At 51.0% G+C, this 21,176-nt stretch carries 18 protein-coding genes and 1 pseudogene; 6 read left to right on the plus strand and 13 right to left on the minus strand.

Features of this window, described 5'->3' with window-relative positions; all coding sequences use genetic code 11:
- Nucleotides 1-431: 431 nt before the first annotated feature.
- The gene (locus INT20_RS02410) at nucleotides 432-1,337 is read right to left on the minus strand and encodes a L,D-transpeptidase family protein (RefSeq protein WP_226912021.1); all 906 of its coding nucleotides are present in this window, start codon (nucleotides 1,335-1,337) and stop codon (nucleotides 432-434) included.
- Between the two features lie 289 nt (nucleotides 1,338-1,626).
- Here INT20_RS02410 and INT20_RS02415 point away from each other — a divergent pair, with 289 nt between their 5' ends.
- Entirely contained in the window at nucleotides 1,627-2,304 is a 678-nt protein-coding gene (locus INT20_RS02415; RefSeq protein ID WP_087108432.1) for a response regulator, read from the plus strand.
- A complete protein-coding gene (locus INT20_RS02420) occupies nucleotides 2,301-3,608 on the plus strand; it encodes an ATP-binding protein (protein ID WP_193053508.1) in 1,308 nt (435 codons plus the stop codon). Before INT20_RS02415 ends, INT20_RS02420 begins: the two co-directional genes overlap by 4 nt.
- 11 nt (nucleotides 3,609-3,619) lie before the next feature.
- On the opposite strand, the gene dsbG is transcribed toward INT20_RS02420, so the two are convergent.
- The 3 genes from dsbG to dsbD are packed head-to-tail and all read right to left on the minus strand — an operon-like array spanning nucleotide 3,620 to nucleotide 7,148.
- Nucleotides 3,620-4,402, minus strand: coding sequence for a thiol:disulfide interchange protein DsbG (gene dsbG, locus INT20_RS02425; protein WP_226911995.1), 783 nt, complete (start codon nucleotides 4,400-4,402; stop codon nucleotides 3,620-3,622).
- Between the two features lie 26 nt (nucleotides 4,403-4,428).
- Complete coding sequence (locus INT20_RS02430) at nucleotides 4,429-5,253, minus strand: TlpA disulfide reductase family protein (protein WP_193053509.1); 825 nt, start codon at nucleotides 5,251-5,253, stop codon at nucleotides 4,429-4,431.
- On the minus strand, nucleotides 5,250-7,148 hold the full coding sequence (gene dsbD / locus INT20_RS02435; RefSeq protein WP_193053584.1) for a protein-disulfide reductase DsbD: 1,899 nt from the start codon (nucleotides 7,146-7,148) through the stop codon (nucleotides 5,250-5,252). The genes INT20_RS02430 and dsbD overlap by 4 nt, the downstream gene beginning before the upstream one ends.
- 226 nt (nucleotides 7,149-7,374) lie before the next feature.
- Here dsbD and INT20_RS02440 point away from each other — a divergent pair.
- A pseudogene (locus INT20_RS02440) lies at nucleotides 7,375-8,258 on the plus strand (DMT family transporter).
- Between the two features lie 275 nt (nucleotides 8,259-8,533).
- On the opposite strand, the gene INT20_RS02445 reads toward INT20_RS02440, so the two are convergent.
- Nucleotides 8,534-8,743 (minus strand): type II toxin-antitoxin system VapB family antitoxin, encoded by a 210-nt coding sequence (locus INT20_RS02445; RefSeq protein ID WP_193053511.1) that lies wholly within the window; start codon nucleotides 8,741-8,743, stop codon nucleotides 8,534-8,536.
- Nucleotides 8,744-8,821: 78 nt separating this feature from the next.
- Complete coding sequence (locus INT20_RS02450; protein WP_193053512.1) at nucleotides 8,822-10,177, minus strand: site-specific integrase; 1,356 nt, start codon at nucleotides 10,175-10,177, stop codon at nucleotides 8,822-8,824.
- 562 nt (nucleotides 10,178-10,739) lie between these two features.
- On the opposite strand from INT20_RS02450, the gene INT20_RS02455 reads away from it, so the two are divergent.
- On the plus strand, nucleotides 10,740-11,342 hold the full coding sequence (locus tag INT20_RS02455; protein ID WP_193053513.1) for a hypothetical protein: 603 nt from the start codon (nucleotides 10,740-10,742) through the stop codon (nucleotides 11,340-11,342).
- A 128-nt stretch (nucleotides 11,343-11,470) separates the two neighbouring features.
- Here INT20_RS02455 and INT20_RS02460 read toward each other — a convergent pair whose 3' ends face one another.
- The 3 genes from INT20_RS02460 to INT20_RS02470 form a co-directional block, all read right to left on the minus strand.
- Nucleotides 11,471-12,712, minus strand: a complete 1,242-nt coding sequence (locus INT20_RS02460) for an ArsB/NhaD family transporter (RefSeq protein ID WP_172116562.1) — start codon at nucleotides 12,710-12,712, stop codon at nucleotides 11,471-11,473.
- A gap of 65 nt (nucleotides 12,713-12,777) precedes the next feature.
- Nucleotides 12,778-14,130 carry a H(+)/Cl(-) exchange transporter ClcA gene (clcA, locus tag INT20_RS02465; RefSeq protein WP_226911996.1) on the minus strand — a complete coding sequence of 451 codons (1,353 nt, stop codon included), beginning with the start codon at nucleotides 14,128-14,130 and terminating at the stop codon, nucleotides 12,778-12,780.
- A gap of 156 nt (nucleotides 14,131-14,286) precedes the next feature.
- Nucleotides 14,287-16,551, minus strand: a complete 2,265-nt coding sequence (locus INT20_RS02470) for an FdhF/YdeP family oxidoreductase (protein ID WP_193053514.1) — start codon at nucleotides 16,549-16,551, stop codon at nucleotides 14,287-14,289.
- 279 nt (nucleotides 16,552-16,830) lie between these two features.
- Here INT20_RS02470 and INT20_RS02475 point away from each other — a divergent pair, with 279 nt between their 5' ends.
- Nucleotides 16,831-17,085, plus strand: coding sequence for a hypothetical protein (locus INT20_RS02475; protein WP_226911997.1), 255 nt, complete (start codon nucleotides 16,831-16,833; stop codon nucleotides 17,083-17,085).
- Nucleotides 17,086-17,149: 64 nt separating this feature from the next.
- On the opposite strand, the gene INT20_RS02480 is transcribed toward INT20_RS02475, so the two are convergent.
- The 4 genes from INT20_RS02480 to ppnN all read right to left on the minus strand — a co-directional run bounded on the left by INT20_RS02480 (nucleotide 17,150) and on the right by ppnN (nucleotide 20,069).
- Entirely contained in the window at nucleotides 17,150-17,353 is a 204-nt protein-coding gene (locus INT20_RS02480) for a hypothetical protein (protein ID WP_193053515.1), read from the minus strand.
- A gap of 197 nt (nucleotides 17,354-17,550) precedes the next feature.
- Nucleotides 17,551-17,751 carry a hypothetical protein gene (locus INT20_RS02485; RefSeq protein ID WP_193053516.1) on the minus strand — a complete coding sequence of 67 codons (201 nt, stop codon included), beginning with the start codon at nucleotides 17,749-17,751 and terminating at the stop codon, nucleotides 17,551-17,553.
- Between the two features lie 122 nt (nucleotides 17,752-17,873).
- On the minus strand, nucleotides 17,874-18,599 hold the full coding sequence (locus INT20_RS02490; RefSeq protein ID WP_193053517.1) for a sulfite exporter TauE/SafE family protein: 726 nt from the start codon (nucleotides 18,597-18,599) through the stop codon (nucleotides 17,874-17,876).
- Between the two features lie 87 nt (nucleotides 18,600-18,686).
- The gene (gene ppnN / locus INT20_RS02495) at nucleotides 18,687-20,069 is read right to left on the minus strand and encodes a nucleotide 5'-monophosphate nucleosidase PpnN (protein ID WP_216657936.1); all 1,383 of its coding nucleotides are present in this window, start codon (nucleotides 20,067-20,069) and stop codon (nucleotides 18,687-18,689) included.
- Between the two features lie 148 nt (nucleotides 20,070-20,217).
- Between ppnN and INT20_RS02500 the strand changes: the two genes are divergently transcribed.
- Entirely contained in the window at nucleotides 20,218-21,120 is a 903-nt protein-coding gene (locus tag INT20_RS02500) for a LysR family transcriptional regulator (RefSeq protein ID WP_193053518.1), read from the plus strand.
- Nucleotides 21,121-21,176: the final 56 nt, after the last annotated feature.

The raw sequence follows: 21,176 nt of genomic DNA on the forward strand, positions 1-21,176 counted from the left end.
GCTTTCCAGCGTGCGGCTCGTCCAAGGTGTCGTTCAAAAACTGGCCATCCATAGCCCAGAGTTTGCCGATCCTTTCAAACCTCCTAAATCAAAAAATGAGAGTGGACCTTGTGAAGCCTTCGTGCTTAATGCATTTAGCAAAGTTGGGATTATATGCGATGACCTGGCTTAAAACCTGGGTTTAACTAACCAACTGCAAAGAGTTTCGCGCTGGTTACCGCCCGACTATAGCGCTGAATATTGCTTACCACTATACTTTATTCCCTTTGTATGCTCCATTTATCCCTTAAGAGCGCCGTAAACGATGACTTGCATGGAGGACTGGGGAATAGGGCGCAATTCACCTGGAGATGGACATGACGGCATCACTCGTGAAAGTACTTGGCCACATTTGAGCCCATCACAACCGCTAGATTTTACTAAAAAGCGGGCTAAATTAACGGCTCTATACGTCCACTACCCCTTTTAAGCGCTTTCTGCATCACTTCATAATCAATGTTTGAGCGCGTTGTTTCCGGCAATTCGTCAGCATTATCAACGATACCCAGCAAGTCGCTCATGCTTGTTTCTTGTTCATTAAGCGACGTAAATGCCTGCAAGTGCGGCAAGTGGTCGATGTCCCAGCCAAGCTTGATCGGCTCATCGATAATATTGACCTGGGTACCGTTGGGTATTTGCTCAAATACGGCTTTAATATCGTCGGGGTGCATACGGATACAACCTCGACTGGCGCGCATACCAATGCCATCTGGTTGATTAGTGCCGTGGATTAAATAGCCAGGAATATCCAATAAAATGGCGTGCTGACCGAGGGGGTTGTCGGGCCCTGGCGGAACAACGTCAGGCGGTGGATCGCCGCGTTCAGCAGCTTCCTGGCGAATGGATTCGGGAGGATACCAAGCGGGGTCCTCAAGGCGCATGGTGGTTTTGGTAATCCCCAATGGTGTATCGAATCCATCGCGGCCGATGCCAATGGGGTAGGTTTCGACGCGAGGTGTTTCTCCATCTTGCACCTCGGGATAGTAGTAAAGCCGCAGCTCCGCGATATTGATAACCACTCCTTTACGCTCTACATCCGGCAGTATGTGCTGCGCTGGAATTTGAACCTGCGTCCCTTTACCGGGAACCCAAAGACTGGTGTCAGGATTGGCCCGTCGAATTTCCTCATATCCGACACCGTGCGCGTGAGCAATATCGAGCAAGGTATCCTCTTCGTTCTCTACTTGAACGGTATAAGCTTCACCCACGATATTGCCGGTTTCAGGCAATAGATAATGTCCTGGCGGCCGTGAGGTCTCGCCAAAAGCCGAAAATGAAGCAAGCCACAATGCCACCATGAATACGCAGCGAAGCAGTCGACCACTGACTGCAGGTTTTACAAAGCAAGAGTTCATAAGAAACGTTACTCACTATACGACCAAAAGCTCATTAGGCATGATGAACATTAACTGTAAATGAAGCGTGGATGTGGATAATGGCGGCTTTTGGCATTACATAATGCTGTTTAGTTGTTGGTTTGGATGGTTTCGATCTATCGGCTGCAAAATGGGGCTGCCTCATATTAACTTCATCCCCTAATGGCATACTGCTGATAGAAACCATTTTCTATGACCTTGAGGAGTAAGTATGCGGGTATTACTGGTCGAGGATGATGCCCCGGTAGCGGCTGGCGTCGAAGCAGGATTGGCACTGAGCGGCTTTGTGGTTGATACCGTCACCACCTTGGATACTGCGAAAGGCGCGCTAGCCACCATTAACTACGATGCTGTTATTCTCGACCGTCGATTGCCCGATGGAGATGGTTTGACGTTATTGAAGCATTGGCGTCATGCGAGCGTGGCGACGCCAGTGCTGATGCTAACGGCTCGAGATGCGGTAGCGAGCCGCGTCGAGGGCCTTCAGGGAGGCGCAGACGACTATTTGGTCAAGCCGTTTGATCTTGACGAGTTAACAGCCCGGCTCCAATCGTTATTACGCCGTACGGCAGGGCAAGTGGATCACGCCATTCGTCACGGCAGCCTGGCATTAGACCCCGTCACACGTAGCGTCACGTTGGATGGAGAACCCGTCGTCCTGTTGCGACGCGAGTTAATGCTGCTGGAAGCATTAATTCGAGCTCGCGGGCGAATTCTGAGCGCCGATCAATTGAAGGACTGCCTTTACGGTATTGATGATGAGATCGAAAGCAATGCGCTTAATGTGCACATCTACCAACTGCGTCGCAAGCTGGGACGCAACGTGATCGAAACCGTGCGAGGTTTGGGTTATCGACTTGGCAAATACAACAGTGATGCGACCTCATGAATCTGCGCTTACGTCTGGTTGCTACACTTGGAATTACTCTCGTGCTGCTATGGAGTATCACTGCCATATGGTCAATGCGCGACCTGTCGGCGCAGTTGGAAGAGTCTCTGGATCAGCGTCTGGCTCAATCGGCGCGAATGGTGGCTGGTTTGTTGGATCGCGTGCCAGCAACGTCTTGGAAAGGTACAGAAGATGAAACGCCAACGATTCCTTCGCTGGATGGTATCGCTTGTCGAGTATCATCGCTTCGTGGTCAAGTGGTGGCGGGTACGCATCCGGAAATGAACGACGTGCTTGCCGTTGAGGCTGAGGGGTATCGTTATCGCGAGCACAACGGGCAGCGCTGGCGAGTTTACACGTTAGTTGATAACGACAAGCGTATTACGGTGGCTGATCGTCTGAAAGAGAGAGAAGCACTGCTGCTGCAGGTTCGCCGGGCCGCGCTTTACCCATTTCTACTGGCGCTGGTGGGCAGTCTTGTTGCGCTATGGTGGGGGGTAACACGAGGACTTGCGCCGCTTGCCAAGTTACAACAACGACTTATTCTGCGCGAACACAATGACCTTTCGGCACTACCTCTTCATGGATTGCCTGGTGAAATTCGCCCGCTGATCGATAGTTTCAATACGCTACTGGCACGAACGCGACGTATGCTTGAATTGGAGCAGCGCTTTACCGACGATGCTGCCCACGAACTTCGTACACCGTTAACTGCCGTTCGCACACATCTGCAAATCGCGAGGCGTGTTGACGGTCACCAGCAGTACGAAGCGATGCAGCAAGCTGAAGCTGGGGTAGATCGACTAACGAAAACGCTTGGTCAGCTTTTGCTATTGGCGCGAATGGAAAGTGAGGACATCACACGTGCCCGTCGTCCTGATCCTACTCCTCTTGGGGGGGCACTGGTGGCTGCGATGACAGAAACCGGTAGCCGTGATCATTGTCATTATCCCCAAGGCGTTAACCAAGTACATGTCGCCCTATCTGAGCCGCTTCTCGTGACGGTTCTACGCAACCTGCTCGAAAATGCGATGCGTCACGGCGCACCCGGTGCGCCGATAGAGATTTCCGTACAGGAATCAAAGGGAATGACAGTCATCGATATCACTAGTCAGGGTGAAACCATTGCTGCCGAACACCTCTCCCGACTGACGGAGCGCTTTCATCGGGGAGATCATCCTAAAGGTAGTGGCTTGGGTCTTTCGATCGTCGAGGCGATTGTCACCCGGGCAGGAGGCCGAGTGACGTTCGCATCTGGCAATGGTGTTGGGCTACGAGTGACGCTTCAATTGACTTCGGGTTGAACCCGTTTAGATTAAGGTGAATCACTCCCCATAATGGCTCGAAGCTTATCGGGCGAGGGAGCACCCATCACACTGTGCACGTCACCGTTGTCATCCTGATAAAAGGTCGCTGGCGTTGCGAAGAGTTGGCCATCGCGCATTAGCTGGGTGTTTTCGCTAACCCACTGCTCGCTTTGGTCATCCCCTTGATTTTCGGGCATGGCATCGTTGCGGTAATGCTCAGCCAGCGCTTCGCCAGGATTATCCGCATTGAGTATCGCGGCTGCCTTTTCAGGGCTGTCTGCTTTGAGAATACCTACCATCAAATGACGAACCTGAACGTCGCCACTTTCAACCCAGGGTTGGGCGTCTTCCCACAGTTGGCGGCAGTAAGGACAGTTGGGGTCACTAAAGGTATATACGATACGGGGTGCCTCTTTATCGCCATCGCGCACCCAGTGTTGGCTATCCATTTCTTGCCATAACTCGGCGTTTCTTGGGCCGTTGACGAGCTGCTCTAGCCGCTCAGCTGATACGTCCTGACCCTCGGCATTAATCAGTGTACCAACTAGCGCATGCTCGCCTCCCGAGGTAAGGTATGCCGCAATCGTCTGGCCACGAGCACTACCTGCATATCCAGTCAGCCCGTCCGGCGCATCGAATTCTCCATGAATCGTGAGACCTTGCTGTTCGAGCTCTTGAATAGGGGCGGGCCACTCAGCGGCAGTTGCAGGCAGACTTGTTGCCAGCGCGATGCTAGTCCCAAGCGTTAGTGTGAGGCGTAGTGGTGTCATACAGGCGTTGAAAGCGGCCATGTGTGTTGTCTCCAAAGTGAGGTGAGTTAGAGGTTGAAACGCGCAAGACTGCGATCGAGCGTGGCGCGAGACAGCTCTCCAAAGTGGGTGTCGATAAGCGTGCCATCGGCGTTGTAATAAAGCGTGGTGGGCATGGCCATGGCACCCACGTCATGGCCGAGCGCATTGTTCCGGTCGAGGTAGACATTATCGAGGGTGAGTGACTCTTGCTGTAAAAAGGCACTAACGGTGCTGAGGCTCTCGCCCTGATTGACGAACACGAACGTCACGTCGTCTCGCTCTTGTTGAGCCTGCTCAAATACAGGCATTTCGCGTCGACACGGCGGGCACCAACTGGCCCAAAGATTGACCACCATGGGGCGATCAGCTTCGCTTAGCATAGTGGGAAGAGTCACTTCGTCATGCTTAAGCGTGGTTAACGCCGTCGAAGGAATGCTAGCACCTTGAGATACCATGAGTGTCAGCGCCCCCGCCGTCAGCGACCAGGTCAGAGCCCCTGATATTACGGCTGTCCCGAGAGGACCGCGCTCGCGAGGTTGGCGCCATAGCCGCCAAGCAAGATAAACCAAGGCGACGACAAGGCCCGCTAGCGGCTCGAAGCCGCGATCGCGTATGTCAAACCACGACCAGAACGTATCGTAGCTTTCGCCATATTGAACGATGAAAACAAGTCGCGCCCCGATCACACCCAAGAGCATGGCATTGAAGATGCTATCGCCAACATTGACCTTTCGACGGCGGCCTAGCCAGCCTCCGATGATCAGTGCGATAACTATCGAAAGCATCAGCAAAAGCTGCCCTACGCTCAGAGCTAACGGGCCGATAACGAGGCTGCGATCCAGAGGACTCATGAACCACCTCCAGTGGTACTGCTGCCGGTTTGTTTGGCCTGATCGAAGCGCTTCAGAAATGTGTCAGCATCTAGTTCGCCGATAATGCGCGCACTGCGCCGCTCGTGCCCGTCAGAGCCGAACCACATTAGCGTTGGCGGCCCAACGATGCCGAAGTGCTCCATGATCTCCTTGTCAGATGCGTCGTAGTTAGTTACGTCGATGCTCAACCGTTGCACATTCTCCAGTTCGGCTTGAACAGTGGGGTCAGCGAAAACTTCCTGTTCGATCACCTTACAAGAGATGCACCAGTCGGCCGTAAATTCGACGAGCGTCATCTGGCCGCTAACCCCGGTTTGGTCAATACGGGCATCAAGCGTGGCTAGATCTTCAACCTCATCAAAGGTAAGCGGTTGCTCATTATTTGACATCGAATCTGCTGTGTTTGAGCCTCCATTAGTTGATGTAAAAATCGCTAGCGGACGCCAAGGATCAGAGGCACCGCCGGCAGCGCCGATTAACATTAGCGCGCTCCATATGGCTATGCTTGCTGCACTGGCCGTCAAGACTTGAGGCGTGATGCCACTAAGGCCTTCGTTCCGAGCAAGCGACATGAGGGCTATCGCAAAGCTAAGTGTTAGAGCGCCCCAAAGGCCGAGAACGATGGCATCAGGTATTACGCGAGCCACAAACCAAATCGCCATCCCCAGTAATACAAAGCCGAAAAGCGCTCTGATGCGAATCATCCAGGCACCCGGCTTAGGTAGAAGCTGGCTACCCACGGTGCCGATCAGGATGAGTGGTAGGCCCATTCCGAGTCCAAGCGATAACAGGGCTGCGCCGCCCAACCAGGGGTTGCCACTATCGGCAATGAACAGTAGCGCTCCCGCTAGCGGTGCGGTCATGCAGGGACCCACTAGCAGTGCAGAGAGCACGCCCATGATGGCAACCCCTTTTAAACGCCCGCCGCGTTGACGCGCCATGCCTGCATCAAGCCGCTGGCGAAGCGCTCTCGGTAGCTCTAATTCGAACAAGCCAAACATGGCCAGGGCGAGAACGATAAACAGTAGCGAGAACAGGCCTATAAACCAGACGTTCTGAAATAGCATTTGTAGATTGGCGCCTGCCATGGCAGCGGCCACGCCGAGTAACGCATAGGTGGCCGCCATGGGCAGGACGAAGGCAGTAGACATCACGAAGCCTGCCGCTCGGTGGCTCTCGCCCACCTCTCGTCGCCCCACGATCAGGCTCGAAAGGATCGGTATCATCGGCAATACACAAGGCGTGAACGTCAGTAACAGCCCCATGCCGAAGAATGCCGCCAACGTCCAGAACCAATTACCTCCGGCCAGTTGCGCCGCCAGTTGCTGGTCTTCTGCCAACGTATTTTCTGGGTCGGAAGTAGGGCTTTCTTCAAATGAGGATTCGTTCGTGGCATCCGATGGTTCATCCGTTTTGGCTATGTCCTGGCCAGCAGACGCTAAGTCAAAGGTCTGTTCCTGAGGTGGATAGCAAAGGCCCGCATCGGCGCAGCCCTGCCAGCGAAGAGTAATTGTTTCAGCATTGCCAGGCTGGGTGATCATACTCAACGAATGACGATAAACCTCAGAGCGTCCAAAATACTCGTCCTCAATGGTTTCCCCGTCAGGGATATTCAGCGATAGCTCACGCCCATCGGCTTCAGCAGAAAAACGGTGGCGGTAAAGGTAGTAGTCGGGCTCGATTTGCCAATCAATCTCCAGAGATTCGCCATCATGGCTAAGTGTTGGCTTGAAGACTTGCTCTGGAGGAAGAACGCTCTCCTGCTGGCCAAAAAAAGATTGTGCAGTGGCTACTGTGGTAACGCTTAGCAACCCCAGTAATAGTACCCACTGCACCAGCCTAAAGCACATGGCCTCTTGTATCGGCCTGTTCATAGCTCGCATTTCCAGCACTCCTGATTCGATGCTGGATAGGATGGCTTATGGGGATTAACTGAAAATGAAGGTTTTCCTGCCTAGTGGCTTGGCTGGCGTACAGACGGCCCTACCTGATACTCTGGCAGTGACCGACGCACTGCTTTCAGCGGCCCGGAGCAGGGTCCCATGACGCCCTTCTCCGCCGTCAACGATGTTAGTTCAACACGAGAAGCGAGGTTACAGGATGGGTGCGAGTACAATTTTAGTGGTGCTGGCGGCGCTTTTCTGGGGGTTATCTGGCGGGATCGGCGGAATCCTTATAGCCGACGGTTGGGACGCGTTCGTGGTTTCCTTCTACCGGGTGCGATCGGACTACTGTGCGTCCTCATCTGGCTAATACTGCGTCCACACAGTAGTGGCCTGACAAAACGCCGGTTATGGTTCTGGTCAGTCATCGCCGGTGTCGGCGTAGGGGGTAACTTCTCGTTCTATTTCTTAAGCATTGCGCACGGTAGCGTTGCTGTTGCGGCTACATTGATGTACAGCGCCCCAGTCTTCGTATATCTCGTATCCTTCGCTCTAAGGCTCGAAAGTCCCACGCCGCTGAAGTGGGCCGCGATCGCAGTAGTGATTCTTGGTGTCGTATTGCTTACACTGATTTATGACGTCGGTGCGAGTGGCGTTACGGCGATGGGTGTAGGTGCTGGTCTGCTTGCCGGACTGTCCTACGCAATATTCATTTTCGGCTTCAAGTATGCGGCGCCACACGGTAGCCCGCAGGCTATTCTCTCTATCGCGCTTATGGTACTTGCCAGTATTCTTATCTGGCCGAGTGATGTTGGCCAGACGGTTGCTGTCCTGAGCACGCCGGATTGGCCGCTATTCGCAGTACTCGGTGTACTCGGCGCAGGTTTGTCTTTTGTTCTTTATATCATTGGTTTGAAACATACTGCCCCGGCCGTGGCCTCCGTTGTCGCAATGGTCGAACCGGTCACCGCGACGCTGTTCGGCGTCGTGGTGTTAAGCGGAACCTTGGTAGGGCCGCAAATTCTGGGTATGGGACTGATATTAGTCACAGTGACCGCGCTGAGCGTCTTTTCAAGCTCTGGACGGCCACCCTCCAGATAGAATCACTAGCTGGTTATCGTTCTGATCTAGGATCCAACGCTGTGATTACAGCTATCTGTAGGTATTGACGACTTGCGAAGGGTGAACAGAGAAAGGTAACGAGTTTTTTCTTGGCTTATTTGATATTTGCCTAGCTAAATATTACAGAAGGCGCGGAGTAGCCAAACCGCTCAAACTACCCATTATATCAAAACTTACTAAATTTCCGCTCTTGGCCGATAGCTGATTTTGAAGAGCAGCTGCCCTTAATGGCGCCAGGTAGTCTCATGATTATTTCACTTCCTTGGAGGTTCGACACGACGCCTTGATATATCTGGGATTACTGTAGCTTTGCCGCCTAATTTTGCTAGGCGATTAGCACTTTGGATATGCACATAGGCTTTCAAAGCTTCATGAAAAATATCTGATGTATTATCCAGCCTAGGCTCAGCTGCTTTTAAAGCTTGTTCGTATAGTTCATCGTCAATGTCGATACTTATTTTCATGATCAACTCCTTGGGTCGAAAATCAAAATGACCATGCTTGGAAGGGTAGGTGTAGTGGTAGTGGTTTAAAGGAAGCCACTAAGCAATCTTATTTGCTACGTTATGTCGGTTTGCTATAAGTAGATTATCCTGCATGTTCATTTGCTGTGCGAAAAGTTCAACAATGTCTCGTGCATGATCTGGCCGTAAATGGGCGTAATACTTGATAGTTGTCTGGATATCGCTGTGTGCCATTAACTTCGAAACGGTCAGCAAGTCAGCGCCAGCCATAACTAGTTGGGACGCGAAGTTGTGGCGAAGTGTATATAGAACTAGGTCATTTGACAGGTCGGCAAGTGATCGTATTCTTGCCCACGGCTTTTGCATGGCTGTTCTATCCATTCGCTGCCCATTGCGCTGAGAAGCAAACACCAAGCCTGTCTTCGGTTCGCCCAGTTGCTGGTGCCAGATGGTTAGTATATTAAGGGCCGCTGAGGATAAAGGGAAAGTCATTGGCTCAGGGTGATGATGCGCCGTTTTTTCTATCACCTTGCGGATCGTGCCAAAGGTGAGATTGACGTGCTCCCAGCGAAGGCCAGTTATGTCGCCGGGCCTAAAGCCGGTATAATACATTGTCAAAATCCATGGCTTAACGTGATCAACATAAACTAAGCCATCCAAGTCGGGTAGGTATGATTTCCCATGGGCGCGACTTCGGCGACGCTGCTCGCATTTCTGCTCTTGGTACGCGTCCAGGCCAGCAAATAGCGCCTCGGCTTCATCATTTTCTAGATAACGACGTTGAGACGCTTGATCGGCCATATCGTCGTCATTCATCGCTGGTTTCTGTAGCTTGACGCCTGCGAGTGGGTTAGCAGGTATTACTTGGCGCTCTGTGGCGTGCATCAGCATAGCGTGCATGGCGTCAAAAGAACGCTTTAGGCTGCTAAAGGCCAGTGGCTTGTCTTTATTTTCTTGGTGAGCTTGCCAGCGTTCAACTTCCACACGAGTAAGGCTACTCATCGGCTTATCTAGCCAGTCAGAAAAATCCTTTTGGATTCGGCGCAAAGTTCCTTTGCCGTCCTTCTTGCGATTCTGGTAAGCAGAGTAGGGACCATCTAGGTATGCTCGCAGCGTTTGTTCTTGCTGGCGCTGTTCCTCAGCTTTTGCTTCCTCTAGCACCGCACGCGGGTCGCCACCTTGAGCTACGGTAGCTAGCGCTTCAGTAGCATTTTTGCGCGCCTGGGTCGCTGTTAATGTGCCATAACGGCCAATCGTAAGAATGCGTTGTTTACCTGTCTTTGTGCGATAAAACAAGCGGAAGGTTAAACCACGTTTGCCCGGCCTCACATGATAACCAGCCAATTCAGTATCGAAGACGTTATCGCTCGGCGGCTCCTTGGTTAGCTGCTCAAGCGCTGTGCCGGTTAGCTTCATTTTTCCCGTGGTTGTCATGATTGGTCTCTTACTTTCTAGGTAGCAAATAGGTAGCAAAAATAGAATATAACGGGGTACAGTGGGAAACAACGGCAAAACTATGATTCATGATTAATTTATTACTTTTCAATATGTTGATGTTGTTTATTGTTCCTTTTTGTTTCTGCTTAAATATGGATTAAATGGAATGGGATTGCAAAGGTCGCAGGTTCGAATCCTGTCACTCCGACCAAGAATACTGATAAAACGCCGCTTACGGGTCATGCCGAGCGGCGTTTTTTGTGCTTGGAAATATTCTGGCAAAATATCGTCAGTTTTCCACCCCGCTTGCGTCATAAGAGAAAAAGGAATCTCACTAGGCGAAGGGCTTGATTCAGATAACTTTATTACACTGTATTAAAACAAAGAGCTTCTCCTGGGATAATTGAACTGATACCGTCGGGAAGTGATGTTGCAGCCTCAATAGGCTTGTGGAATATATGCATGAAAACATCCATTGGTCTGACTCTGAAAGAAATACAAAAAAAGCAGGTTTTGATAACCTGCGTATGTTGATCCAGTTGCAGCATCGCGAGGTGACATGAACGAGTTGCCGCACGTTCCTTCCAGCGGAGAAATCTTTACGCATATCCGCATCATCGTAGGAATGGTGCTGGGGCTCAGCGTTAGTCGCCTGATTATCGGCCTCACGCGTTTCGTTCAACATCCGGGGCGGGAGAAAATTTATCTCCTACATATAGGCTGGGTGCTATTCCTTCTACTGTTCATTATTCATTTCTGGTGGTTTGAATTCGCGCTCGCCCATCGCCCGAACTGGTCCTTCGCAATCTATTTCTTCCTGATATTCTACGCTAGCCTGTTTGCAGCCTTGTCGGCGGTTCTGTTTCCGGATCGCATGGACGAATATCAGGGGTTTGGTGATTACTTCCAAAAGCGCAGCCGGAGCTTTTATGTTTTGCTGCTAGTGCTCTTGGTCGTCGATGTTATCGACACCCTGATCAAGGGCGGTGACTATTATGCAGCCCACTATGGCTGGTATTACCCGGTTCGCCAGGCGGTGCTGATTGCCGGAACCATATTGGCGCTGGTCTGGCGATCGGAACGCTATCAGGCGGGGTTCGTTGTATTTGCGCTCCTGTTTCAGGTGATCTGGATCGTCAGCCTGTTCGAAGTGATCGATTGACCATCGTCCGGGGCGTCAATATTCGGGAAATAGCGTGTGGTGATACCCATGCCTCGTATAAATTGCTTGGCAACGTGGGTGTTGCATCGGAGATTATGAAGACCGCTATAAAATACGAGCAGCCATGATCACGCGGTCAGTAGTGTTATCCAGGCGAGTGCTAGCACTATGCAAGCGGCGGCAACTGGAACGCCTGCACGGCAAAATTCACGCATGCTAATGGTGATGCCGCGACTTGCCGCCTGCTCCACCACAATAATGCCCGCAAGGCTTCCAAAAATGATGAGGTTACTGGAAAAGCCTGTACTCAATGCCAGCGCTGCACCAAGCGCATCCACATCCCCTGAATGCTGTAAATATGGCGCCAACAGCATTACCGCAGGATTATTCCCAATAACATTACTTAAGACTGAGCCGACAATAAAAAGTGTTGTTGGGTCGGAAAAATCGATGCCTGCCGCCTGCATTTCGGTGATGATCTTTTGCGGTAGTCCTGTCTGTGCGAGGGCTGCATTCACAACAAACAATCCCATCAATAAAAGCAGCAGATTCCCATCAACCGTGCCGAGCACCTCCTTGGAAGATAAGCGGCGGTTCACCAGAATAATACCCGCTGCTGACAGAGCAATAAGTTCGCGAGGTAAGTCTGAAAATACAAAAGCAGAAATTACACCAATAGTCACAATCGCGGCTTTAAGGGTTTCTAGTCGGTCCATTGATGCTATCGGCGCTGGTGGCTCACGTGGCACACTCGGATTATGCGGCGCAAGCTTCCAGTTGCCTCGATAGAGCAGGGCTACAACGCCCCAAACGAGTGGTAAGGAAAGCAGCGCAGGTACCAGTGCAACTTTCATAAATCCGGTAAACGATAAGCCCAGCGCTTGGGCTGCAATCATATTTTGTGGGCTGCCAATAATAGTGGCTACCGAACCGGTATTGGTCGCAAAGCAAAAGGCCAACAAAAATGGCGTTGGGTTAAGTCCACGAGAGAGGGTTATCGACACTAACAACGGTGTCATGGCAACCACGACGACATCATTCGTTAGCACCGCCGACAGGCCTGCCCCCGTTATTACTAGCAGCGCAAGCAAGCGCGGAGGAGAGACATCCATCGAGGCCACTTTACTGGCGAGCCATGCGTAAAACCCAGAAACGGAAAAAGCACCTGACACGATCATTAGCCCGAATAATAAGCCGACCGTTTCATAATCGATTGCATTCCAGGCAGCCTCATCGGTAATCCTCTGAAAGCCAATCATGGCGACAGCACCAACGACGGCCGCGCCCGTTCGGTCAACACGAAAACCAGGAAGATGGCCGAGTGCTAATGCCAGATAGACCAGCAGAAATATGATGACAGTTATATCCACTTTATCCTCGTACCAACGATTTTGGTGCCTACGTATAAAAGACAGTAGTGCTAATGCCTAAAAGCTTATGCCAGACCCGTTTTGTCGGGCCCTTTGGCTGCCGGGTTAATCTCGGCTTGCGCCAATGTTTTTTCGAGTAGCTGGTCATAAATGGGGCGCCCGCCGATCCATTGAGCCACCATATTGGCAGTGACACATGTGGCTATCAGAGGCATAACCATTGTATAGGAAGCTGTCAGCTCAAGGGTCAGGGCTACGCCGACCACGGGAGCGCGCACTGAGGCCGAGAACAGACCGCCCATCGCCGCTATACCGAATGCCAGTGGGACGATGCCGGCTGATGGCGCTAAGGCATCAAGGGTGCCACCAAAAGCCAAGCCAACGCACATTGATAAAGCCAGCATAGGCGCGAAGATACCGCCTGGTGTGCCGGCTGAATAACTGGTAACCATCGCGCAATAGCGCATTATCGCCAATAGCAGAAGAAACATTAATCCTTGGCTGTGCTCAGCAATAAACGTCAGAGCATATTCGCCACCTGTCACGGATAACGGCATGAGAATAAGCAGCGACCCAACTGCAAAGCCGACAAGCGCGGGAAAGAGGTAGGGGATGCGTGCATTGATGCTCGATGCGAGTACCGCCATGTGCATAAGGCCTGCATTCAATGCAACACCGAGAACGCCGAGAAGGCAGCCTAGCGCCACAAACGCTGGCAGCAGCCAATTTTCAGGGGCTGCAACCAACATGGAAAAATCGGGCGCTGTACCCCCGATGACTTGCGTCATCACGGTTGCCAGCAGCGCGGCAACGATAATGCCCATATACGTCCGGAACGTATAAGGAAACTGACGGTGTGTCTCTTCAATGATGAAAAGAATAGCAGCAAGGGGAGCATTGAAGGCGCAAGCCAAGCCAGCCGCTGCACCAGCGCCAAGCATGCCGCGCCGCTCAGTTTCGCTTACCTTAAAAAAATCGGTGATCGCCGCGGAAAACGAAGCACCGATATGAATGGTGGGGCCTTCACGTCCAAGGACCATGCCAGAAGCAATGGCCGCCACACCCGTGAAGAACTTGATAGGAAGCACTCGGCGCCAGTGGACGGTTCTTAAGCCCAGCATGGCACCTTCAATTTCTTGCACGCCACTACCACGCGCCTCAGGGGCATAGCGGTTCACGAAATAGGCGGAAAGAACCGTAATGCACATCGTGATTAGTGCAGCCGAGATAATGAGCACAGTACCGCTAATATGCTCAGCCAACAGATGTGGCCAAACCTGGAGGCGGTCGATCAAAAGGTGGAAAAACGAGCCGACCGTGCCTGTTAATATTCCCGTTATTCCGGCAAGTGTGACATAGCGTATCTGGGCATTACGATTTCCCGGTCTGTCTAGATTTTCGACAGGATCGTCCATCATTGAGTATCTCAGTTTGGATAGTTCAGGGAGACATGCTCTGTCTCCCCGTTGGGTGCCCAGCACCTTGCTTATGCCTGAAGTAGTGAGCTTAAAAAATCACATTTCCGTTTGATTCAGTAGTCCCATCTGAGAGGTTCCGCCTCACAGCGCATGTGATCAGAGTGAAACCTCTGCTTTTGTGATGGTGACGGGAATGGATTTATAAGCAGGGACCTCGCTTTCGTGGTCCTTGTCATCCAGACCAACAAGGCAGTTGGCTTCCGGGAAATACGTTGCCAATGAGCCACGCGAAATCGAATAATCAACCAGTGTCAGCCCTGCCAAAATTCGATCTCCTGACCGTACGTCGACGACATCACCTTCTTCGAGCCCCAGGTCTGCTAGATCATCACGGTTTGCGAACAGTACATCACGCCTGCCGTGGACGCCTCGATAACGGTCATTCAAGCCGTATATTGTTGTATTGTATTGATCATGGCTACGTATGGTGGTCAGCGTGAGTGCTGTATCATCGCGTCCGTCATCCTCGTCTGTACCGGACATGACAAGGAAATGCGCTTTGCCGTCAGGCGTATCCCATTCTCGCTGACTTGCACCAACTCTCAGACGAAAGCCGCCTGGTTTTTGAATACGCTCATTGAAGTCAAAGAAATCCGGAAAAACAGCCTCAATCTTGTCACGGATTTGGTTGTAGTCGGCAATCAGTGCCTTCCAGTCGACGGCCGTTTCGGGCAGTGTTGCCATGGCGAGGCCTGCAATAATGGCGGGCTCTGAGCGCAGTTCATCTGATGCGGGCTTTAGGCCGCCCCTTGATGCATGGACCATCGACATTGAGTCTTCGACAGTGATGCTTTGTGGGCCCGTTTCCTGGATATCATGCTCGGTTCGGCCTAAGCACGGTAGGATGATGGTTTCATGTGCTGTCAGCAGGCAGGTTCTGTTGAGTTTTGTGACAATCTGGATGTTGAGATCAAGGCCGCGGAAGGCATCGTAGGCGATTTGGGGATCGCTCATGGCGACGGCAAAGTTACCGCCCAAACCGATGAATGTCTTTGATCGTCCATCACGCATCGCAGCCAGTGCGTTGACGGCATTATGACCATGGGCACGAGGGCTTTTAATACCGAATGCCTTATCTAGCCGCGACAGAAATGCCTCGTTTGGAATCTCTGTGATGCCGACTGTTCTATCACCTTGAACATTGGAGTGGCCCCGCAATGGGCAAATTCCAGCACCGGGGCGTCCCATATTTCCACGTAGTAGAAGCAGGTTGACCATTTGCTGGATGGCTTCTGTCCCATGCCGGTGCTGGGTGATACCCATGCCATAGCAGAAGATAACGTTCTCGGCAGATGCATAGATGTCTGTAAGCGCTTCAATTTGTTCACGCGGTAGGCCCGAACGGCGAATAATGGTGTCCCAGTCTGTATTTTCAATATCCGACTTCAATGCCTCAAAGCCAACCGTGTGTTCGGCAATAAAAGAGCGATCAAGCAGGCCGCTCCCACCTGCGTTCATGTTTTTCGTATCAGCATCAAACAGCGATTTCATAATGCCTTTGAACACGGCTACGTCGCCGCCGACCTTCACCTGAAAATAAGCACGATCAATACCTGTTGCGCTATCAGTGAGCATTTCACCGGGCGATTGTGGGTCCTGAAACCGCTCCAGGCCTCGTTCACGTAACGGGTTAATAACCACCACCGGCTTTCCGCGCTTCGAGACATCCGCCAGCGTTCTGAGCATACGTGGGTGGTTGGTTCCAGGGTTATGCCCTATACAAAAAACGGCATCAGCCTGCTCAAAATCATTAAGCGTCACTGTCCCTTTGCCGATGCCAATCGATTTTGGTAGCCCGACACTGGTAGGCTCATGACACATGTTGGAACAGTCGGGAAAATTATTCGAGCCGAATTCACGTGCAAAAAGCTGATAAAGAAAGGCAGCTTCGTTGGATGCCCGTCCTGAGGTATAGAACTCCGCTTGCGTAGGATCGTCGAGATTATTCAGAGCGTCTGCAGCCCGGCTAAATGCTTCTTCCCAGCTTACTGGAACGAAACGATCAGTTTGGGCATCAAAACGTACAGGCTGCGTCAAACGCCCTTGGTTTTCCAGCTGGTGATCCGACCATTCCCAAAGCTCTGAAACGGTGTGTGTGTCAAAGAATTCTGACGTGACGCGTTTGGATGTCGCCTCCCAGGTGACGGCCTTGGCGCCATTTTCGCAAAATTCAAACGATGATGTGTGTTCGGGGTCCGGCCATGCACAGCCTGGGCAGTCAAAGCCATCGGGCTGATTCATTTGCAATAATGCGCGCGTATGGGTACTTATCCCCATTTCTTCACGCACTGCTTCGGCGACAGCTTTGAGTGCTCCCCACCCGCCAGCCGGTTTATTATAAATCTTGATTCCTTTGGCCATGCTGGTTCGTCCCCCAGTGTGTTTTAAAGCATTTAATTATTGGTAATATAGATTAATTCTTAATGTTAGCTTAGCAAATGCTTTCGGCAAAACCGATTGTTTTCTATCTTGGGAAAATTGCTTGCCACAATAGCGCGTTATGTGTGGCTCGCTAAAGATTTTGTCTATCAAGGACGCATTAGAACGAAAAAAGAAGTAAATGTGAGAAGGCTGCACAGGTTGGTGACACGAACATGTCACTTTTCCTACCAAGAGATTTTGCCAAGGAAAGAGCGGGGGTTGCTAGTTACTCAACTGCACACTCTTGGCATCGGCACACTGCTGAGCGTTATCCATTTCAAGGAGAGCCGTATGGACCGTATTTTTGCGTGGGATGACCATCATGGCCGGGTGGTTTATCGCATACCCGGCTGTACTCATAAGGATGGACGTGAGGATAGCGATTTGTCGCCGGTATGGTTGCCTGCAAAGGCGTCTGAGCTGCCGGAAAATGTGCGTCTTGAAGATCTTCGAAGGGTATCGGTGGAAGAGTAAGTGAAAAAAGCCAGAAAGGGCACTGGCGAGCTTAATAATATGCCCTGCCAGTGCCACTCCAGTATTACGGTGTTAATATGTCAATGACTTTAACTTCATAATTGTCATCATGAATGGCGACTACCTTGATAAGAACGTCTCTCGACACCTGTTTATATTCATCACGTTTATCAATTAGGCCAAAATGCTCTCGCTCGTCGCCGACAGTTAATGCGTCATTAAAATCCGTTTTTGGCAACATCAGTATATCGTCAATCATTATGGACATGGTATTTCTCCATCAGCCGTCGTTATTTCATGCTATTTTTTAGGACTCCGTTAGAACGTTTTAGTTTGCTTGTGATCACACAATGGCTGCGTTAAAGGTGGCTTTAATGTTTGTTAATTTAGCTATAGAAAAGCCGCCGACAAATGGCGTGAGCGGCTTTTAGGGAAAGCCTAGTAAACGAGCAGGTAATGAGCAGGTTACTCGCCAGCCTCATGATCGGCCAAGGCTGCCGCGACAGCTTCTTCCCATTGGCCTTCCGTTATTCCCCAGTGCTTCATTTCAGCCGAATCAGCCTTACCTTCGGCTGCTGCACGGAGCTTTTCAGTTGAGCTACTTTCAAAGCAGTGTTTTGCAAAGGCTTTTGTCTTTCCGTCGTGTAGTTGACTAATCATCTGCATGGCTAGCTCCTTTCCTTGGTCAATATCGGCCTTGATAAAGGTAAGACAGACTAGAGTGTAGATTGTTTCTTGTTTTTTGCTTTAGGATCTTAATCTTAGGGCATCAAGTTAGGGCATCAAGCTTAGAGTAGCGTATCAATAATAATTTTAATGGCGATACCCGTAAGCAGCAGCATGATTAAATTATCAAACCAACGGTGTGGCATTCGATTCCCCAGGTAGGCACCCAGCGGCATGGCCGTCAAAATGATGCCTAGCGCAATGACGCTATAAAGCGAACGCTGCATTGTCAGTATGTCAGCCTTTAAGAGCGCGGGAATTTGCACGCAGGTAATCGCCACAAAAAAGACGGAAATTGAGCCAATAAACACAGGCCTTTCGAGCTTCATCGCATTCAAAAATGTAATTGAAGCGGGAGCGGACATGCCCGCAGCGCCTTGCAATATACCGCCCAGTAAGCCAGCCGGGATGACGAATCGTGAAGCCAGTGCGTAGGAAAGTACCAAGCGCCGCCTTGTTAGTTTGATGATTAGATACAAGACAATCGCGCCCGCAACGCCTAACGAAAGCAGCTTTGGCGAGAGAACCACTAACCCCCAAGTGCCCAGAATAATACCTAGCGCGCCCGCTATCGAAAAAGCAGCCAGAAACCGGATGGGCAGTAGGTGGCGCCGGTATTGCCATACCTGAAGCAGGTTGCTAAGCAGGTTGGGAACAACCAGTACGGCAATCGCGAGCTTAACGTCATAAAGCATGGTAAATACCGGCACAACCAACACCGGCACACCCGAACCAATAGCACCTTTAATAATGCCAGCAGCTAACAGCGTCAGTAGGGCGATGAGCAAGGTTTTCTTCCGGGAGCAAGTGAAGCAGCCGATTTCTCGGCTGCAGGTACTGGTAATTGTGCTGCAAATAGCGCCTTGGGGCTGCGGTTATTTTAAAACATAACACGGCGTGTAGGGCTGGCCATCAAGTTTCATGCGCCCTTGGGCAACAAATGAGGTCAGTAACTCATCCAGGTGCTGCATCAGAGCAGGTTCTGCGGTTAGCACAAAGGGACCGTGGGCTTTAATGGCTTTAATGCCTTGTTCCTTAACATTTCCAGCCACAATCCCAGAAAAGGCACGACGAAGATTGGCGGCAAGTTCATGCTTGGGCTGCTGGCGATGCAGAGCGAGCTCACGCATGGCTTCGTGGGTAGGTTCGAAGGTCGCTTGAAAATCTCGTGCAATGGTGAGACGCCAATTATAGTAAAAGGCATCCTGCTGATTGCGCCGGAACTCTTTAATGGTATCAATCCCGGTACGCATCTTACGGGCGACCGCCACCGGGTCACCGGTAATGATAGTGTAGTAGCGACGAATTTCTTCGCCCAGGGTATAGACCAGAAATTCGTCTATTTTTTGGAAATACGCGGCTGAGTCCGCAGGCCCTGTGAAAATGAGAGGGAAGGGGGTTTCACTGTTATTTGGATGCAGCAGTATGCCGAGTAGATACAAAATCTCTTCAGCCGTACCGACCCCGCCAGGGAAGACGATAATGCCATGGCCTAGACGTACAAACGCTTCCAAACGCTTTTCAATGTCAGGCATGACGACGAGTTCATTAACAATGGGATTGGGGGCTTCTGCAGCAATAATGCCTGGCTCGGAAATCCCCAGGTAACGGCTATCCTGACGCCGCTGTTTGGCATGAGCAACATTTGCACCTTTCATCGGCCCTTTCATGGCGCCAGGCCCACAGCCGGTACAAATGTCTAGATCACGCAGCCCAAGATGGTAGCCAACATCTTTTGAGTACTCGTACTCATCACGTGAAATGGAGTGGCCGCCCCAGCAAACTACCAGGCTTGGGTCACGCCCAGGCTTTAATGTGCCGGCTTTACGCAAAATATGAAAAACTGCGTTGGTGGTTCCTTCCGCTGTATTAAGGTCAAAGCGGTTGTGGTTCTGAATCTCGTTATATACGTAAACAATATCGCGAATAATGGAGGAGAGGTGCTCACGAATGCCGCGTATCATCTGGCCATCGACAAAGGCTTCCGCTGGCGCATTGGTCAGCTTTAAGCGAATTCCTCTATCCTGTTGTAACACCTCAATATCAAAATCTTTATACGCTTCAAGAATAGCCACACTGTCATCGGTGGGCCTTCCGCAATTCAAGACAGCCAGTGCACAGCGGCGCAGTAAATCATGTAAGCCGTTTTGTGAGGTGCTTTGTAGCCGATTAACCTCATGCTGTGAAAGCACTTCAAGGCTTCCTTCGGGAGAGATAATGCTAGAGATAGTGGCACGAGGCTGGATAATTGATGTCATTAGTGCGTCGATTCCTGGTCATTTTTTTAACTCATTGCATACTAGCACGCTAAAGCGGTGGGTACAGCGCAACCAGTGACAAGCCCAACTGTGCTACTCTATGCGCAAAATACGCGCACACGGTGGCTATAGAAAATGGCGTTTTATTATGTTTAATGCCCAGTATTTTCGGACATTTATTACGTTAGTTGAGACCGGTAGTTTTACACGTACGGCACATCGCCTGGAAATGACCCAGCCTGGGGTTAGTCAGCATGTACGTAAATTGGAAAACTATCTTGATAAAACGCTAATTGAGCGTAAAGGGCGAAGTTTTACCTTAACGGAATCGGGTCGCCGTGCTTACGATTATGCGTTAAAACTCTTTGCTGAGCATGAACAATTTCGTCATGGCTTGGATGATGACTCCCTGGACAGTGGTGAGTGCCGTATTGCGTCGCCTGGAAGTGTTGGCCTCATGCTGTATCCGTTTATGTTAGGTCAGCAGCAAATGCATCCTAATTTAACCGTTAATTATAGCTTTGCGTTTAACCATGAAATTGTGAATGACTTGCTGGAAGGGCGCTACGATATAGGTATCGTGACGGACGCGCTCAACCATCCTGACCTTACCTGCACGCTATGGCATAAAGAGCCGCTGTGCCTAGTGGTGCCCGCTGATTTTGCCGGGAGTACGCTGTCTGATTTAATGGGCATCGGCTTTCTTAACTACTACGATGGCATTAACCACGCGTATTCACTGTTGAGAGCGAATTATCCAGGTGAGTTTCGCTCAATGACACATTTTCGCTACCAGGGGTTTACCAACGAAGTCGGTATGGTGCTGGATGCGGTTGCTCGCGGGCTTGGGTTTACAGTGGTTTCTTTATTGGTATTGGAAACGTCACCGTGGCAACGTCAGGTGAAAGCGTTAACCTTACCCATTGCGGTGAATGAAGAGCTCTATCTGCTACGTCGGCGTGACTCCGTACTACCTAAACGCTATGAAAAACTGTTGGATGGTTTTTGTAAGCAACGCATCCAGGAAAGAACGCCTCTGGTACCCGAATAAGGGCTCAAAGGCGTTCACTTGCTGAAGCGTTGGCTTACGTATTAGGCGTCTAGCGT

The organism is Halomonas citrativorans, assembly GCF_014898005.1.
GTDB classification, from domain to species: Bacteria; Pseudomonadota; Gammaproteobacteria; order Pseudomonadales; family Halomonadaceae; genus Vreelandella; species Vreelandella citrativorans.